The sequence below is a fragment of the Streptomyces sp. FIT100 genome (assembly GCF_024584805.1).
Lineage (GTDB): Bacteria > Actinomycetota > Actinomycetes > Streptomycetales > Streptomycetaceae > Streptomyces.
The window spans coordinates 3090035-3106722 of record NZ_CP075715.1; the positions used below are offsets into that span (position 1 = coordinate 3090035).

18 protein-coding genes are annotated in these 16688 nt (G+C 72.3%); 12 read left to right on the forward strand and 6 right to left on the reverse strand.

The annotated features are described in order from the left end of the window. Positions 1-162 precede the first annotated feature (162 nt). Genes KK483_RS13445 through KK483_RS13460 form a run of 4 tightly spaced genes read left to right on the forward strand, consistent with a single transcriptional unit; the run spans position 163 to position 2280 of the window. Positions 163-588 carry a hypothetical protein gene (locus KK483_RS13445; protein ID WP_262005463.1) on the forward strand — a complete coding sequence of 142 codons (426 nt, stop codon included), beginning with the start codon at positions 163-165 and terminating at the stop codon, positions 586-588. 11 nt (positions 589-599) lie between these two features. Then, positions 600-1352 carry a transcriptional regulator gene (locus KK483_RS13450; RefSeq protein ID WP_262009470.1) on the forward strand — a complete coding sequence of 251 codons (753 nt, stop codon included), beginning with the start codon at positions 600-602 and terminating at the stop codon, positions 1350-1352. Positions 1353-1390: 38 nt separating this feature from the next. Beyond that, entirely contained in the window at positions 1391-1879 is a 489-nt protein-coding gene (locus KK483_RS13455; protein WP_262005464.1) for a roadblock/LC7 domain-containing protein, read from the forward strand. Between the two features lie 26 nt (positions 1880-1905). After that, positions 1906-2280, forward strand: coding sequence for a hypothetical protein (locus tag KK483_RS13460; RefSeq protein WP_262005465.1), 375 nt, complete (start codon positions 1906-1908; stop codon positions 2278-2280). 20 nt (positions 2281-2300) lie between these two features. On the opposite strand, the gene KK483_RS13465 is transcribed toward KK483_RS13460, so the two are convergent. From KK483_RS13465 to KK483_RS13475, 3 genes are all read right to left on the reverse strand, one after another. Continuing rightward, complete coding sequence (locus KK483_RS13465) at positions 2301-2864, reverse strand: hypothetical protein (RefSeq protein WP_262005466.1); 564 nt, start codon at positions 2862-2864, stop codon at positions 2301-2303. A 115-nt stretch (positions 2865-2979) separates the two neighbouring features. Then, on the reverse strand, positions 2980-3831 hold the full coding sequence (locus KK483_RS13470; protein ID WP_262005467.1) for a MurR/RpiR family transcriptional regulator: 852 nt from the start codon (positions 3829-3831) through the stop codon (positions 2980-2982). Next, positions 3828-5345, reverse strand: coding sequence for an aromatic amino acid ammonia-lyase (locus tag KK483_RS13475; protein ID WP_262009471.1), 1518 nt, complete (start codon positions 5343-5345; stop codon positions 3828-3830). Before KK483_RS13475 ends, KK483_RS13470 begins: the two co-directional genes overlap by 4 nt. A 140-nt stretch (positions 5346-5485) precedes the next feature. Here KK483_RS13475 and KK483_RS13480 point away from each other — a divergent pair, with 140 nt between their 5' ends. The 3 genes from KK483_RS13480 to KK483_RS13490 are packed head-to-tail and all read left to right on the forward strand — an operon-like array spanning position 5486 to position 7936. Further along, the gene (locus tag KK483_RS13480; protein WP_262005468.1) at positions 5486-6625 is read left to right on the forward strand and encodes an ABC transporter ATP-binding protein; all 1140 of its coding nucleotides are present in this window, start codon (positions 5486-5488) and stop codon (positions 6623-6625) included. 5 nt (positions 6626-6630) lie between these two features. Continuing rightward, positions 6631-7272 carry an ABC transporter permease gene (locus KK483_RS13485; protein WP_262009472.1) on the forward strand — a complete coding sequence of 214 codons (642 nt, stop codon included), beginning with the start codon at positions 6631-6633 and terminating at the stop codon, positions 7270-7272. Between the two features lies 1 nt (position 7273). Beyond that, positions 7274-7936, forward strand: coding sequence for an ABC transporter permease (locus KK483_RS13490; RefSeq protein ID WP_262005469.1), 663 nt, complete (start codon positions 7274-7276; stop codon positions 7934-7936). Positions 7937-7984: 48 nt separating this feature from the next. Here the strand turns inward: KK483_RS13490 and KK483_RS13495 are convergent, their stop codons facing one another. Continuing rightward, positions 7985-9181 (reverse strand): IS110 family transposase, encoded by a 1197-nt coding sequence (locus tag KK483_RS13495; protein WP_262005470.1) that lies wholly within the window; start codon positions 9179-9181, stop codon positions 7985-7987. A 230-nt stretch (positions 9182-9411) separates the two neighbouring features. Here KK483_RS13495 and KK483_RS13500 point away from each other — a divergent pair, with 230 nt between their 5' ends. Both KK483_RS13500 and KK483_RS13505 read left to right on the forward strand, forming a co-directional pair. Beyond that, on the forward strand, positions 9412-10350 hold the full coding sequence (locus tag KK483_RS13500) for an ABC transporter substrate-binding protein (protein WP_262005471.1): 939 nt from the start codon (positions 9412-9414) through the stop codon (positions 10348-10350). 80 nt (positions 10351-10430) lie between these two features. Beyond that, a complete protein-coding gene (locus tag KK483_RS13505) occupies positions 10431-10859 on the forward strand; it encodes a hypothetical protein (protein WP_262005472.1) in 429 nt (142 codons plus the stop codon). A 293-nt stretch (positions 10860-11152) separates the two neighbouring features. Here the strand turns inward: KK483_RS13505 and KK483_RS13510 are convergent, their stop codons facing one another. Then, positions 11153-12541 (reverse strand): cystathionine beta-synthase, encoded by a 1389-nt coding sequence (locus tag KK483_RS13510; protein WP_262005473.1) that lies wholly within the window; start codon positions 12539-12541, stop codon positions 11153-11155. A 178-nt stretch (positions 12542-12719) separates the two neighbouring features. On the opposite strand from KK483_RS13510, the gene KK483_RS13515 reads away from it, so the two are divergent. The 3 genes from KK483_RS13515 to KK483_RS13525 all read left to right on the forward strand — a co-directional run bounded on the left by KK483_RS13515 (position 12720) and on the right by KK483_RS13525 (position 16316). After that, a complete protein-coding gene (locus tag KK483_RS13515) occupies positions 12720-13754 on the forward strand; it encodes an SGNH/GDSL hydrolase family protein (protein WP_262009473.1) in 1035 nt (344 codons plus the stop codon). A 202-nt stretch (positions 13755-13956) separates the two neighbouring features. Then, on the forward strand, positions 13957-15177 hold the full coding sequence (locus KK483_RS13520; RefSeq protein WP_262005474.1) for an acetyl-CoA C-acetyltransferase: 1221 nt from the start codon (positions 13957-13959) through the stop codon (positions 15175-15177). A gap of 269 nt (positions 15178-15446) precedes the next feature. Further along, entirely contained in the window at positions 15447-16316 is an 870-nt protein-coding gene (locus KK483_RS13525) for a hypothetical protein (RefSeq protein ID WP_262005475.1), read from the forward strand. 12 nt (positions 16317-16328) lie between these two features. Here KK483_RS13525 and KK483_RS13530 read toward each other — a convergent pair whose 3' ends face one another. Then, entirely contained in the window at positions 16329-16658 is a 330-nt protein-coding gene (locus KK483_RS13530) for a hypothetical protein (protein ID WP_262005476.1), read from the reverse strand. Between the last annotated feature and the right edge of the window lie 30 nt (positions 16659-16688).

The window sequence follows — 16688 nt, forward strand, 5'->3', positions numbered from 1 at the left end:
CGAAGCAGTTGCACGAATCGGGCGTGGCGTACCTTATCGAGTCCTGCGCATTTTCCGCTGGAAAATGCCAGAACTCCCACCAGCCACCATTCCGTTGAGTAACCTCACGACTACGGACGTACGTCCGAACCGTTCGCACATGTGCTGGAGGGGGATTTCCGCGTGCCCGGAATCGACGAGTGTCTGCTGCACGCCATGCGGCTGCCCGGAGCACGCGGCGCCGCCCTCGTCGACTGGACCAGCGGACTCGCCCTCGGCACGGTCGGGGACGCGGCGGGCGACGACCACGAGACGGCGGCGGCCGAGACCGCGGAGCTGGCGCGCATGGCGGCGGAGCACCCCACCTTCGCCCCCGTGGGACCCGCCGAGGGCCGCGCCCCGGTCGAAGGCCGCACCCCGGTCGAAGGCCGCACCCCGGTCGAAGACCTCGTCGTCACCACCCGCACCTGCTACCACGTGCTGCGGTTCGTCGAGACGAGCTTCGACAGCAGCGTGCTGATGCATCTCTGGCTCGACCGCGCGGAGGGCAATCTCGCCCTCGCCAGGCTGCGGATGAGGGACCTCACCGAGCGGCTGGTGCTTGAGTGACCGTCTCGCCGATGCTGCTGCGGCTCGCCGCCGAGCGGGCCACGGGCGCGCTGTTACGCGACCGGGGAACGCTCTATCTCGTCGACGGGCAGGTGGTACATGCCGAGAGCCCCGCAGCGCCCGGTATCGACGTCCTGCTGACCGCCGGCGGGCGGCTGGGCCCCGACGGCTGGCAGGAGGCCCTGCGGGAGGCCGGGGCGCAGGGCAGGGTCGGCCGCCATCTCGTCGACAGCGGCCGGCTCAGCGGCGGCGAGCTGGAGATCTGCCATCTCGGAGCGCTGTACGACGCCGCGTACTTCGCGCTCGCGCCCAGCAGCGGCCCCGCCCGCTTCCGCTACGGGGTGGCGCACTGGATCGGCCCCGTGCGGCCCGTGTCGGCCGAGGCCGTCGAGCGGGAGACGTTACGGCGCCGGGCCCTGCTCGACCGGCTGTGGGCCCATCCCGAGACGGACACCGCACCCGTCGTGCCCGCGCGCCGCACCGCCGGGGTACGCGCCGCACCGCGCCGGCGCGCCGTGCTCGACCTGGCCGACGGGGTGCGCACGCCCGCCGACATCGCCCGGGCCCTCGGCCGTCCCGCCTTCCACACCCTGATCGACGTCCGCCGGCTCGCCGCGGCCGGGCTCGTCGAGACCCCGCGCACCGACACCGGCACCACCTTGTCCGAACCACCACCCGAAGTCGCCCGCGTCATGGAGATGTCCGTGGACCCGGACGTCGCCCTGCTCCGCCGACTCCGTGACGCCCTGGAGGCAACGCTGTGATGCGCACGCTGAGGCAGCGGGCCGAGAGGAGACAGCTGATGACCGCGAGCCCCGGAGTCCTCGACGAACTCACCCGGTTGAGGGCCCGGTTGCCGCAGGTCACCGGCGCCCTCGCGGCCAGCGTCGACGGCCTCGTACTGGCCCGGGACACCCCGGACGCGGAGGCGGAAGGCGTCGCCGCGCTGACCGCGGCGGCCCTCGGCGTGGCCGTGCGGCTCACCGAGGCCACCGGCCAGGGCGGCTTCCGCGAACTGCTCGTGCGCGGCGACAGCGGCTACGTGGCGACGTACGCGGCCGGGCCCGCGGCCGTGCTCACCGTCACCGCGGAACCGCGCGTCAACGTCGGGCGGCTGCACCTCGAAGCCCGCCGCGCCGGAGCGCGCATAGGCGAACTCGTCGAGAGCGCCATCGACCGCACCGACCGCCCGGACCGCACCGACCGTCAGGACCGTCAGGACCGCACCGACCGCCCGGACCGCACCGACCGCCACGAGCGCCGTGCCCCCCACACCTCAACTCCCGGCTGATTACATCGAGAAGGAAAGGCACCACCATGGCCAACACCGAAACCGCCCTCAAGGAAGCGATGACCACGATCGAGGGGACCATCGGCGCCGCGCTCGTCGACTACTCGAGCGGCATGGCGCTCGGCACGCTGGGAGGCGGCAAGCAACTCGACCTGACCGTCGCCGCCGCCGGCAACACCGACGTGGTGCGGGCGAAGCTGCGCGCGATGGAGATGCTCGGCATCCAGGACCAGATCGAGGACATCCTCATCACGCTCGGCACGCAGTACCACTTGATCCGGCTGCTCAAGGCCCGCGGTGGCAACGGGCTGTTCCTGTACCTGGCCCTCGACACCAAGCGCGCGAACCTGGCCATGGCCCGCCACCAGTTGAAGAAGATCGAGGCGGAGCTGGAGGTCTGACGCCCCGGACCCCGTCGCCCTCAGCGGCGCCGCGCCCCGCCGGGCGCGGCGTCGCCGGCCGCCGGACCCGTCGTCCGGAGAGCCCGCATCCGGGGACCCGCCGGCCGCCCCCGCGGCACCTGGTCGACGGGCACCCACAGCAGGGTCTCCGCCGCCCGCTCCCGGCCGCCGATCAGGCGGGCCTTCAGCCACAGGCCGGTGCCCGCTCCCGCCAGCAGCAGGCCGCCCGCCGCCGGGACGGCGAACGCGCTGCCCGCCGCCGCGGCGAAGGCGAGCAGCAGCCACCAGCGGTGCGCGCGGCGCCGGTTGCGCACGGTCACGGCGCGGTCCTGGAGGAAGTCGCCCCGCGCTGCCCTGGTGGCCCCCGCGGCCAGGGACCGGTAGCGGCTCTGGCGGGTGAAGGCCACCACGGCGGCCGCGACGAGAAAGAGGGCCGCACCCCCGTACAGCCCGATCCGGCGTCCCGTCAGGCCCTCCGGTACCAGCCCGGCGCCCGCGGCGAGGACGCCCAGCCACACCATCGGCGCCGACCCGGCCCGTACGACCACCGCCACCCGGGCCAGCGTCTGCCCTCCGCGCCCCACGATCCGTACTCCCTTCGCGCATACGCTCCTTCGGGCACGCAGGGTAGTGGGCCTTTCTGAGGACCACCTGAGAACGAGGAGAGGACCGTCCGGGAAGGGCGCGGGAGCAGGCGGGCTACTCCACGAACAGGCCCCGCTCCGCCGCCCGTGCGTCGAACTCCTCCAGCCGCGCCTGCGCGTCCGGCAGGCCGTCGCACATGGACTCCAGCAGCACCCGCCCCAGCAGCATCGGCGCACAGGCCGTGTCGAAGGCGAGGCCCGTGCCGACGGCGGCCGGGATCAGCAGGTCGCTGTGGGCGGCGACCGGGGCGAAGGCCGAGTCGGCGACCGTGACGACGGTCAGCCCGCACTCGCGGGCGTAGGCGAGCGCCTCCACGACCTCCTTCGGGTGCCGCGGCAGTGCGAAGCAGACCAGCGCGCTCGCGCCCGCGCGCCGGGCGGCGTCGATGCGGTCGGCGAGCATCGTGCCGCCCTCGTCGAGGAGGCGGACGTCCGGGTGGACCTTGGCCGCGAAGTAGGCGAAGCCGCGTGCCTGGGACGAGGCGGCGCGCAGGCCGAGCACCGGCAGCGGCCGGGAGGCGGCGAGGAGCCGGCCCGCCTGCTCGACCGGGCCCGGGTCGGCGAGCATCTCGGCGAGGTGCCGCAGGTTCTCGATCTCGGCGTGGACGGCCTGCTGGTACTCGTTGAAGGCGTCCTTGCCCGAGTCCGCGACGGGTTCGGCGGGCGCGACCTCGCGCAGATGGCGGCGCAGCGCCGGGTAGCCGTCGAAGCCGAGCGCGACGGCGAAGCGGGTGACGGAAGGCTGGCTGACGCCGGCGAGCTCGGCCAGTTCGACGCTGGAGAGGAACGCCACGTCGGCGGCGCGGCGCACCATGCAGTGGGCGATGCGGCGCTGGGTCGGGGTGAGCCGATGCCCCTCGAACAGCTGCTGCAGCCGCGCGGCAGGGCTGTTGGTGGTCTCGGTCATGCCGTTCCCCTGTCCGGATCAACGAGTGTGCCCAGCGTGTCGATCAGTGTGGCCGCCGCCGTCACGTCATCGGTCAGCGGCCGGTCGGCGGCTTCCTCGTCGAGGACGGCCTCGGCCAGCGCGAAGGCCCGCCCGACCGGGAGCTCCGGGTCGGGACGCAGATCGCGCTGGCGCAGCGCCCGTACGGCGGCGACGAGTTCGCAGCCGACGACGAGCCGGTAGGGGCCGCTCGCCCGAAGGGTCTGGCGGGCGGCGAGCGAGGCGAAGCTGGCCTGCTCCTCGACGCCACGGGACAGTACCGCGTGGCCGAGGGACGCGGGGGCGGAACAGGCGCGAAGATCGCCGAGGGCCGCCCCTGCGGCGTATTCGAGGATCATCACCCCCGACGAGGCGGGCTCGGTGTCCGCGAGGAAGGGCCGCAGCCGGGTGAAGGCGGGCTCGTTGAGCGCGGAGAGCCGGGAGGTGGAGAGCCGGGCCACCTGGGTGAGCGAGAGCCTGAAGTGGTCGAGGGCGAGGGCGAGTCCGGCGAGGTAGAAGCCACCGTGGTGGTAGGCGGCGTGGTCGTCGGGGCGGATCAGGGGGTTCTCGGCAGCGGCGTTGATCTCGACGGTGAGCGCCTTCTCCAGCGCGTCCGCCGCGTCGTGCGCGGGCCCGTGGATCTGCGGCAGGCAGCGGAAGCCGTACGGGTCCTGGATCCGGCCGAGCGGGGGCGTCGGACGGGCGGGCGCGCCGAGCACCGCGCGCATCCGCGCGGCGACCGCGATGGAGCCGGGGTGGGGGCGGGCCTCGTGGACGGGCTCGGCGTAGGGCTCGTAGGAGCCGTCGACGGCCAGGAGGGAGAGCGCTGCGACGAGTTCGGTGGCGGTGACGAGGCGGCGCAGTTCGTCGAGGGCGAGCGCGGACTGGCCGAGGGTGAGCGCGTTGCTGCTGATCAGCGCGAGGGCGTCGTTGTTGTCGAGGGGCTGGGCGGCGGGTGCGGGGCCGGGGCCCCGCCACGGGTGCTCTCCGGCGAGGGCGAGGCCCATCTGGGCGAGCGCCGCGATGTCGCCGGTGCCGACGGAGCCGTACTCGTGGACGAGGGGGTACGCGCCGGTCTCCAGGGCCCCGCAGAGCGCGGTGATCACGCCGGGGCGCAGTCCGGCGCCGCCCGCGAGGAGTTGGTTGGCGCGCACGGCGAGCATGGCGCGGACCTCGCGGGCCGGCAGTGGCTCGCCGATGGCGCCGGCGTGGCTGCGCAGCAGGCGCAGACCGTGGCCGGCGGCCGCGTCGGTGGGGACGTCCTCGCTCCGGTTGGCGCCGACGCCCGTGGAGCGGCCGTACACACGGCCCGATGCGGCGAGTTCGCGGGCGGCGTCCCAGGCGTACTCGACGCGTTTCATCGCGTCGGGGGCGGGCACGGGGCGGGCGGCTCCGTCGGCGAGCCGGACGATGTCGGCGACGGGGAGGCGCTGTCCGTCGAGGACGACGACGTCGGCGGCGACGCCGATCGATCCGTCCACCATGTGGGACGACATCATGCGCGTACCCCTCCTTTCCGGACAGCCCGTCTTGATCTGCGGGCATTCGTCACGTGCGATTCACTCCGGGGCATTGACAAGTTATTCAGTCACCAAGAACTCTGCATGACCATATGCAGGCCGGGCAAGGGACGACGATGATCAGATTCGACGCAGTGGACAAGCGCTTCCCCAACGGCACCACGGCGGTCAGCGGTCTCACCATGGAGCTGCCGGAGGGCGGGATCACCGTCCTCGTCGGCTCCTCCGGGTGCGGCAAGACCACCACCCTTCGCATGATCAACCGCATGGTCGAGCCGACCTCCGGCGCCATCCACGTCGGCGGCGTGGACGTCCGGTCCCAGGATGCGGCCCTGCTGCGGCGCTCCATCGGGTACGTGATCCAGCAGGCGGGCCTCTTCCCGCACCGCACGGTCCTCGACAACATCGCCACGGTGCCGCTGCTGCTGGGCTGGGGCCGCCGCAAGGCGCGCGCCCGGGCGGCGGAGCTCCTGGAGACCGTCGGCCTCGCCGCCGAGACCGGCAGGCGCTACCCGCACCAGCTCTCCGGCGGCCAGCAGCAGCGGGTCGGCGTGGCGCGGGCGCTGGCCGCGGATCCGCCGGTGCTGCTGATGGACGAGCCCTTCGGCGCGGTCGACCCGGTCGTACGCAGCCAGCTCCAGGATGAACTGCTGCGGCTCCAGCGGGAGTTGAACAAGACGATCGCCTTCGTCACCCATGACATCGACGAGGCCGTCCGCCTCGGGGACCGCATCGCCGTCTTCCGCACCGGCGGCCACCTCGTCCAGTACGCCGAGCCCGCCGAGCTGCTGGCCCGCCCCGCGGACGAGTTCGTCGCGGACTTCCTCGGCGCGGAGCGCGGGCTGAAGCTCCTGTCGCTGAGCACGCTCGCCGGTGTGCCGCAGGCGGAGGCCCCCGAGGGCGGCCGCTGGCGGCTCGTCCTGGACGAGTCCGGCGCCCCGCTCGGCTGGCGCGACAACGATGCCATCCAGGACGCGCCGCCCCGCCCCGTGCGCCCGCTGCGCGACGGCGACTCGCTGCTCTCCGCGCTGAACGAGTCGGTCGCGTCCCCGACGGGCCTCGTCGCCCGCGTCGACGCGGACGGCGTCCTCACCGGCGTCACGTCCCGCGACGACATCCACACCCACGCGGGCGCGGCCCACGCGAAGGCGGCGGTCGCGAAGGCCAAGGCCGCGAAGGACGCAGGCGCAAAGGCCGCAGACGGGAAGGGCGCCGCCGGGAAGGGCGCGGCCGGGAAGGCGGCGGTCGCCCCATGAGCGCCATGACCGTCGACTGGAGCTGGCTCGCCGACCACACCGGCGATCTCGCCACGCTGACCCTCACCCATCTCCAGGCCGCCCTGTCCGCCGTGTTCTTCGGGCTCGTCATCTCGCTGCCGCTCGCCGTGGTGGCCCACCGGATACGACCGCTGCGCGGGTTCCTGCTCGGGCTGTCGAACGTGCTGTTCACGATCCCGTCCATCGCGGTGTTCGTGCTGCTGCTCCCGGTCTCCGGACTCACCCGCACCACCACCGTGACCGGGCTGACGATCTACACCCTGGTGGTCCTGCTCCGGAACACCGTCGAGGGGCTCGACTCGGTCCCGGCGAGGACCAAGGAGGCGGCAAAGGCCATGGGCACCCGGCCGCTGCGCACCTTGCTCACCGTGGAGCTGCCGCTCGCCCTGCCCGTGATCATGGCCGGCGTGCGGATCGCGACCGTCATGTCCATCTCGCTCGTCAGCGTCGCCACGTACATCGGCGACGGCGGCCTCGGACAGCTCTTCACCGACGGTTTCCAGCGCGGCTTCCCCACCCCGGTCATCGCCGGAGTCGTCCTCACACTGCTCCTCGCGCTGGCCGCGGACGCACTGCTGGTCGCCGTGCAGCACCTCCTCACCCCCTGGCGAAGGAAGCGGGCCTGACGTGTACGAGCTCTTCAAGGACCTCGGCGCCTGGCTCACCAGCGGCGCCCAGTGGCAGGGCCCCGACGGAATCGCCCACCGGCTCGCCGAGCACCTCCAGTACTCGCTGCTCGCCACGCTCATCGCCGCCGCGATCGCACTGCCGGTCGGGCTGCTCATCGGACACACCGGCCGCGGCGCCTTCCTCGCCATCAACCTCGCCTCGTTCGGCCGTGCGCTGCCCACCGTCGGCCTGGTCGTGCTGGTCTTCCTGGCGGGCGGTCTCTCCATGACCCCGGTGTACGTGGCGCTGGTGGCGCTCGCCGTGCCGGCGATCGTCACCAACACGTACGCCGGCATGACCGCCGTGGACCCGGAGGTGAAGGACGCCGCCCGCGGCCAGGGCATGCGCGGCCACCAGGTCCTCCTCCGCGTCGAACTCCCGCTCGCGCTGCCGCTGATCATGACCGGGCTGCGCCTGGCGCTCATCCAGGTCGTGGCCACGGCCACCATCGCGGCGTACGTCAGCTTCGGCGGACTCGGCCGGTACGTCTTCGACGGGCTCGCCCAGCGCGACCTCGTCCAGGTGCTCGGCGGAGCGGTTCTCGTGGCGCTCGTCGCCGTCGTCCTCGACCTGGGCCTCTCCGCCCTGCACCGCGCCCTCTTCCGGCACCGCACCGCATAACCGCGCAAGGACAACCCCGTGACGCGTAAGGACATCCCAATCGTGTTGTCAAGGCGCGGACGTGACGGGAGGTGAAGCGTGATAGCACGCTCCGTCACGGATCATGGCCCACAGGACGTTGAGGCGCCGGCGGGCGAGAGCGAGCAGGGCCTGCTTGTGGCCCTTGCCTTCGCTCCGCTTTCGCCGGTAGTACGCCTTGGAGGCCGGGCATGCCGGCAGGCTGGCCATCGCCGAGAGGTACATGGCACGCAGCAGCCCGCGGTGATAGCGGCGGGGTCTGCGCAGGTTGCCGCTGACACGGCCGGAGTCACGAGGCTGCGGAGCCAGGCCGGCGAACCCGGCCAGGCGGTCGGCGCTGCCGAAGGCGTCCATGTCGCCGCCGGTCGTGGCGATGAACTCGGCCCCGAGTTTGGGCCCCATGCCGGGCAGGCTGAGGATCACCTCGGCGTGGGGATGCTCGCGAAACCGGACCTCGATGAGGTCGTCGAGCTCGGCGATCTCTTCATCGAGGGCCATCACCCCCTTCGCGAGGCGGGCCACCATAGCTGCGGCCAGCGCCTCGCCAGGCAGTGCGGTCATCTGGGCCTGGGCCGCTTCCACGGCCATCTTTGCGACGGCGGCGGCACTGCGGACCTTGCGGTTCTTCAGCCAAGTCTCGATCCGCTGAGCGCCTGCACGGCGGATCGCAGCCGGAGTCTGATAGCCCCTCAGCAGCGTGACATGTCCCTTCTTCATGAGGTCCACGGAACGCTCCAACGCTGGGAAGATCTCCAGAAGTTGTGCCCTCAGCCGGTTGATCTGCCGGGTGCGGTCAAAGACGACGTCCAGGCGCCGGGTGGTCAGCGTGCGCAGATCGACAGCCAGCTCGTCCCCGGGCCGCAGCACCCCCAGATCGCGGCGGACACGGGCCTGGTCCGCGATGACGAAGGCATCCCGCTCGTCCGTCTTTCCCTCACCCCGGTAAGACGCCGAGGCCCGATGCACGGCAAGACCGGTGAGGTAGGTCATGGACTGGTCGTGCGAGAGCAGCAGCCCGATCAGCAGGGCGGCGCCGCCGTGGTTCAGATCGACCGCCCACAGCACGTCGGTGGATATCGCCAGGACATCCCCGATCAGCTCCAGCAGTTCGGACTCGTCATTCTCGACGCGGCGGGACAGCAGCCGTTCGCCGTCCGTGTTGATCACCATCGCATGGTGGTGCGTCTTGCCGATGTCCACTCCGGCCCAGATCTCGGGCACGGTCACCTCCGCCAGCTCGTCGTTACGTCAACCCAGCAGACGACCTCGCCGACGTTGTCCTATGCAGCGATCGAATCGCGTCTCCCAATTGGCGGTCGAGTCGTCGCGAGGCCCGAGGCGGCCATGTCCTTCAAGCCATCCAGCGGCTCACCCATGACAGCCATACCCCGGACCCCTGGGCCTCACCGATCTTACGAATGACCAGTTCAGACCCACATCAATAGATAGGACACCCCATGAACCGACGCACCCTGCTCGGCGGACTGCTCGCCGCCGCCTCCGTCCCCGCGCTCGCCGCGTGCAGCAGTGGCATCACCTCCCTCGAAGGCGAGGGCGGCACCCTCGGCGGCGGCGGATCGAGCAAGGACGGGCTCACCATCGGCACGGCCAACTTCACCGAGAACCAGATACTCGGCTTCCTGTACGCCGCCGTGCTCGGCGCGGCCGGCGTGAAGACGACGGTCCGCCCCAACCTCGGCACCCGCGAGATCCTCATCCCCGCCCTCAGGGGCGGCGACATCGACCTCCTTCCCGAGTACCAGGGCGCGCTGCTCCACTACCTCGACCCGAAGGCGGAGGCCACCGAGGAGGGGGAGATGCAGAACGCCCTCGCTGTCGCCCTGCCGGCGGGCCTCCAGGTCCTTCCGTACGGCGCCGCCGAGGACTCCGACGCCTTCGCGGTCACCCGCGAGACCGCCGAGAAGTACGGCCTCAGGACCCTCGCCGACCTCGCCCGGCAGAACGGCGAGCTGGTCATCGGCGCCGCGCCCGAGGTGAAGAAGCGCGTCGTCGGCGTCATCGGGCTGAAGGACGTGTACGGCGTCGAGTTCAAGGAGTTCAAGTCCCTCGACTCCTCCGGACCGCTGGTGAAGGGCGCGCTGAAGAAGGGCGACGTGGACGTCGCGAACCTCTTCACCACCGACACCGACATCAAGGCCGAGGGCTGGGTCGTCCTGGAGGACCCCAAGAACCTCGTCCCGGGCCAGCACGTCGTCCCGCTGATCGCCGACCGCAAGGCCGACTCCACCGTCCGCAAGGCCCTCGCCCGCCTCGGCAACGCGCTCACCACCGAGGCGCTCACCGAGCTCAACCGCCAGGTCGACAAGGACAAGAAGGACCCGGAGGACGTCGCGAACGCCTGGGCCGAAGCCAACGGCCTGACGAAAAGGGCCTGAGACGCCGGTGACCCGGAACACCGGGAACAGGGGGGATAGCCCCACTGACAGTCCCGTCCCCCGTGCCTACCCTGTGGAGCATGGAAGCCCCCGACCATGAGCTCACCAAGGAGCTCGACGCCACCCTCCAGGCCCGCCGCGAGCTGGGCACGGAGTACGAATCCGCGCTCATCGAGTCCTTCCTGGAGAAGGTCGAGCAGCGCCTGGACGCCACGGTCGACCGCCGCGTCCGGCGCCATCTGGCCGAGCAGCAGATGTCAGCGGCGCGGGGAGGGCGCCCCGGACGGCCGGGCGGCGAAGGGGGCGACAGCTTCGGTGACCGCTTCGGCTTCGGGATCGTCTCGATGATCCTCGCCGTGCCCCTGTCGGCGATCGGTGCGGTCAACGCCGGCATCGAGGGCCTGGTCGTCAGCTGGGCGGGCATCGTCGGGGTCAACGCGGTGCACGCGTTCCGCGACCGGATCCGTTTCTCCAGGCGGCCGAAGCCGCAGTCCGACTGGGAGGAGTGAGCGCCGGTCGCCCGCTCCGCCGCCGGTGTCGGCCGCGGCTTCGCGAAAGTGGTACGAGCGCGACACGTTGGCGCAGCACCCGCTTAACACGCGTCCGGCACATTGATGGGTGTCGGCGTCAAGGACCTCCGGAGCGGCTCCCGGACCTCCATGGACGCCCGGACGCGAGGCCGGCCCTGACCCGGACCGCGTCCCTCGCGGGGACCGCCGTCGTCCCGCCCCCCGGGTGACCGGGGGTGCGGCGGTCCCCGCGCACCACGTCCTCCCTGTGCTGCGGCTCGCCCGGGCCGCCGCTACTTGGTGGCGGTCCTCGCCAGGAACGACAGCAGGTCCTGCCTGCTCACCACGCCCGTGGGCTTGCCCTCGACCAGCACGATCGCCGCGTCCGCCGCGCCGAGCACGGACATCAGGTCGCCGACCGGCTCACCGGAGCCGACCTGCGGCAGCGGCGGGCTCATGTGCTTCTCCAGCGGGTCGCCCAGCGACGCCCGCTGGGTGAACAGCGCGTCCAGCAGTTCCCGCTCCACGACCGAGCCGATGACCTCGGCGGCCATCACGTCGGGGTGCCCTGCGCCCGGCTTGACGATCGGCATCTGCGAGACGCCGTACTCGCGCAGGACGTCGATGGCCTGGCCGACGGTCTCGTCGGGGTGCATGTGCACGAGCGAGGGCAGTCCGCCCTCCTTGTGCTGGAGCACCTCGCCGACCCGCGGCTCGTCGCCGGCCTGCTCCAGGAAGCCGTAGTCGTTCATCCACTCGTCGTTGAAGATCTTGGACAGATAGCCGCGGCCGCTGTCCGGGAGCAGCACGACCACGACGTCGTCCGGGCCGAGCCCCTCGGCCACGCGCAGCGCGGCGACGACCGCCATCCCGCAGGAGCCGCCGACCAGCAGGCCCTCCTCCTTGGCGAGGCGGCGGGTCATCTGGAAGGAGTCCTTGTCGGACACGGCGACGATCTCGTCGGTGACCGTCCGGTCGTAGGCGGTCGGCCAGAAGTCCTCACCGACGCCCTCGACGAGGTACGGCCGGCCGGAGCCGCCGGAGTAGACGGAGCCCTCGGGGTCCGCGCCGACGATGCGGACGGTGTCGCCGCTGACCTCCCTGAGGTAGCGGCCGGTGCCGGAGATGGTGCCGCCGGTGCCGACACCCGCGACGAAATGGGTGATTTTCCCGTCGGTCTGCTTCCACAGTTCGGGACCGGTGGTCTCGTAGTGCGAACGCGGGTTGTTCGGGTTGGAGTACTGGTCCGGCTTCCAGGCGCCCGGCGTCTCACGGACGAGCCGGTCCGAGACGTTGTAGTAGGAGTCCGGGTGCTCGGGGTCGACGGCGGTCGGGCAGACCACGACCTCGGCGCCGTACGCACGCAGCACGTTGATCTTGTCCGTGGACACCTTGTCGGGGCAGACGAAGATGCACTTGTAGCCCTTCTGCTGGGCCACGATGGCGAGGCCGACACCCGTGTTGCCGCTCGTCGGCTCCACGATCGTGCCGCCCGGCTGGAGCTGTCCGCTCTGCTCGGCCGCCTCGATCATGCGCAGGGCGATGCGGTCCTTCACCGATCCGCCGGGGTTGAAGTACTCGACCTTGGCGAGGACGGTCGCCTGAATGCCCGCGGTCACGCTGTTCAGCTTCACCAGCGGGGTATTGCCAACCAGACTGATCATCGAGTCGTGGAATTGCACCGTAAGTCTCCGGGATCTCCGTAGTGGTTCCGTCAGCGTATGCGCATCCGGGGTGAGATTGGGCGACGGCCATTACGGGGCAGTTACGTCTTGTACGGCAGCGGTCGCAGGACGGCGTCGGTACGGGAGCAGGGCAGCACGGCTACGCGGAGGTGCGGAGACGGTGTCGAGGGCGAGGGTGGCGCGGCGTATCGCCGCCGGCGCGGCATACGGCGGCGGCGGAATCGGCCTGCTCGGAGCGGCGGCGGTGGGAGTGGTGCTGGCCGAGGTGCAGCTGGCGAAGCGGTCCGTGGGCGGCGGCTCGGCCCCGCTGCCGCCCGTCCCCGACGGGCTGTACGGGACGGCTTACGGCCTCGCGGACCCGCTGCGGCTCGCCCTCCTGGGCGACTCGACCGCGGTCGGCCAGGGCGTGCGCCGGGCCGGGCACACCCCGGGGGCGCTGCTGGCGTCGGGGCTCGCGGCGGTGGCGGAACGGCCGGTGGAGCTGCGGATCGTGGCCGAGCCCGGCGCCAGGTCCGACGACCTGGAGCGGCAGACCGGGCTGGCGCTGACGGATCCCGGCCGGGCCCCGGACGTCTGCGTGATCATGGTCGGCGCGAACGACGTCACCCACCGGATGGCGCCGACCCAGTCGGTGCGCCATCTGTCGGCATCGGTGCGGCAGCTGCGCACGGCGGGCGCGGAGGTGGTGGTGGGCACCTGCCCCGATCTCGGCACCATCGAGCCGGTGTACCAGCCGCTGCGATGGCTCGCGCGCCGGGTGTCGCGCCAGCTCGCGGCCGCCCAGACGATCGTCGTGGTCGAGCAGGGCGGCCGCACCGTGTCGCTGGGCGACCTGCTGGGGCCGGAGTTCGAGGCGAACCCCCGCGAGATGTTCGGCGCGGACAACTACCACCCGTCGGCCGAGGGCTATGCGACGGCGGCGATGGCGATGCTGCCGACGCTGTGCGCCGTGCTCGGCCTGTGGCCGGAGACCGACCGGCTGGACGCCGACCGCGACGAGGGCATGCTGCCGGTCGCGAAGGCCGCGGCAGAGGCGGCGGCGGAGGCCGGCACCGAGGTCACGGGCGCCCGCGCCCCCTGGGCGCTGCTCAAGCACCGCCGCCGGCGCCGTCTGCCGGCCCCGGTCACGGCGGAGCCCGCCCCCACCCCGGACCGCGGGCCCGCCCCCGCGCCCGAGGCGAGCCCCGCCGAGATCCGCGGCTCGGACTGACGCCGGGCTGCTGGGGCGCGGCCCGGACGCCCGGACCCGCTCCGGACGCGGCCCGGCCCGACCCGAGCCGACCCGCCGTAAGCGGGCGCTTAGAAAAGAGGCCCGCATCACACGGTCCGTACGGTGACCCACGCGATACGTAGGGGTAACTTCCCAGACAGTCCTCCCAGACCGCCCGCCCCGAACCACCCCAGGAGCCGTGATGCCCGAAGCCGTGATCGTCTCTGCCGCCCGCTCACCCATCGGCCGCGCCTTCAAGGGCTCCCTCAAGGACCTGCGCCCGGACGATCTGACCGCGACCATCATCCAGGCCGCCCTCGCCAAGGTCCCCGAGCTCGACCCCGGGGACATCGACGACCTGATGCTCGGCTGCGGTCTGCCCGGCGGCGAGCAGGGGCACAACCTGGGCCGGATCGTCGCGGTGCAGATGGGCATGGACCACCTCCCGGGCTGCACGATCACCCGCTACTGCTCCTCGTCCCTCCAGACCTCCCGGATGGCGCTGCACGCCATCAAGGCCGGTGAGGGCGACGTCTTCATATCGGCCGGCGTCGAGATGGTCTCCCGCTCCGTGAAGGGGACGAGCGACGGCCTGCCCGAGACGCACAACCCGCTCTTCGCCGAGGCCGAGGCGCGCACCGCCGCCGTCGCCGCCAGCGAGGGCGCGAGCTGGCACGACCCGCGCGAGGACGGCCTGGTGCCGGACGCGTACATCGCCATGGGCCAGACCGCCGAGAACCTGGCCCGGCTCAAGGGCGTCACCCGCCAGGACATGGACGAGTTCGGCGTGCGGTCCCAGAACCTCGCCGAGGAGGCCATCAAGAACGGCTTCTGGGAGCGCGAGATCACCCCCGTGACCCTCCCGGACGGCACGGTCGTCAGCAAGGACGACGGCCCCCGCGCCGGCGTCACCCTGGAGGGCGTCCAGGGCCTGAAGCCGGTCTTCCGCCCCGACGGACTGGTCACCGCCGGCAACTGCTGCCCGCTCAACGACGGCGCCGCCGCGCTCGTGATCATGTCCGACACCAAGGCGCGCGAGCTGGGCCTGACCCCGCTGGCCCGGATCGTCTCGACCGGCGTCTCCGGCCTCTCCCCCGAGATCATGGGCTACGGCCCCGTCGAGGCGAGCAAGCAGGCGCTCCGGCGGGCCGGGCTCACCATCGGCGACATCGACCTGGTCGAGATCAACGAGGCCTTCGCGGCCCAGGTGATCCCCTCCTACCGCGACCTCGGCATCGACCTCGACAAGCTGAACGTCAACGGCGGCGCGATCGCCGTCGGCCACCCCTTCGGCATGACCGGCGCCCGGATCACCGGCACGCTGATCAACAGCCTCCGGTTCCACGACAAGCAGTTCGGTCTGGAGACCATGTGCGTGGGCGGCGGCCAGGGCATGGCCATGGTGATCGAGCGGCTCAGCTGACCGTTCGCCGACCGGGCCGGCCAAACCCCTCCCCATCCCTCGGAAAGGGCTTTCCCAACCCTTCCGCGTCCCAGCCGTGACCGAATCTCCCCCAGGATGTGACCTATCTCCTGGGGGAGATGGCTTTGCGCAGGTCAACGGGGTCCGCGAGGAAACATCCAGCCCAAAGTCCTGTCCATTTCGTGACGTAATGCACTGACACCGGGCATCGCCTCACGACAAGCTGATGTAGTAAGTCGGGGGAGTCGTCTGAGATCGGGAGTACGTCAGTGAGCGCCATGTCCCTCGCCCTGCTGCTGACCGCGGCCGCCGCCACGGCCGTGGGCGCCGCTGCCCTGCACGCCGCTCACGGGCTGCGCAAGCAGGTCACGGCCCTGCGTTCGGAGCTGGCCGCCGCGCACACCGCCGGCACCGGCCCGTTCACGGCAGCTGTCCCGCAGGCCCGCACCGCCCCCGCCGAAGAGATACGCGCCGCCGTGGCCGAGGCGCTCGCCGAGGAGCGCGAGCGCGAACTGGCCGAGGCGCGGGCCTTCTGGGCCGCGCAGGAGGCGCGTGACGCCGCGGACGCCCCGTCGCTGCTGGGCGGCTCCGGCGGGCTCGGCGACGACCTGCCTCCGCTGTTCATACCGCGCCAGGCCGACTTCGCCGGGCTGGAGGCCCTGGAGGCGCTCGACGCGATGGACCTGGAGGCCGCCGAGGCGCTCGACGAGCTCGACAGCCTCGCGGAGATCAGCGAGCCCTCCACGGAGTTCGCCGAAGACTCCCCCGAACTCGCCGCCGCCCGCCGACGGCACCCCTCGCACCCCGACTTCGTCCCGGTGCAGACACCGGTCGTGACCGACCATGAGCGCACCGTGGCCCGCCTGGAGGAGCTCGCCGAGACCGGCACCGCCCTCACCGACGTGCGCCCCGGCCCGCTCGGCACCCTCGACGTGTACGTCTTCGCCGACGGCACGACCCTCTGCATGACCCCGGGCCACCGGGAGACCGCGGAGCGGCTCGCCGAGGCGCTGCGCAACGGCGAGACCCCGGTACTGCTGGGCGGTTCGGGCGTTTCAGGGGCATACGCCCTGACGTTCTCGTGCGGCTCCGGCGAGAACGTCTACATCCTCGCGGACCGCGTCATCGCCTCGCTCTGACCGGCGGGCCGGTCAGAGCAACGCCCTCAGCCGCACCCCCGCCTCCTCCACGAAGCCCACGGCCTCGCCCAGCTGCTCCGGCGAGGCCGTTGCCGTGCGCAGCGCCTCGGCCAAATCCGTCGCCGCCACCACCAGTTGGTCCGCGACCGCGAAGAGGCCCGCGTCGGGCATGGTCCGCGGCTCCTCGTCCGGGGCCTCGACCCGCTGGGCACGCAGCGCCAACTCCCTGGCCAGCGCCAGCCCTTCGGCCGCTGCGCCGCGCTGGAGCCTGCTCTGCGGGGCGGCCCGCAGCCGGTCGGCGATCCGCTCAGCGGCGGCGGTCAGAGGTGTCGTATCAAGCACGACGCGACCCTATGCGCCGGTGCGGGACTG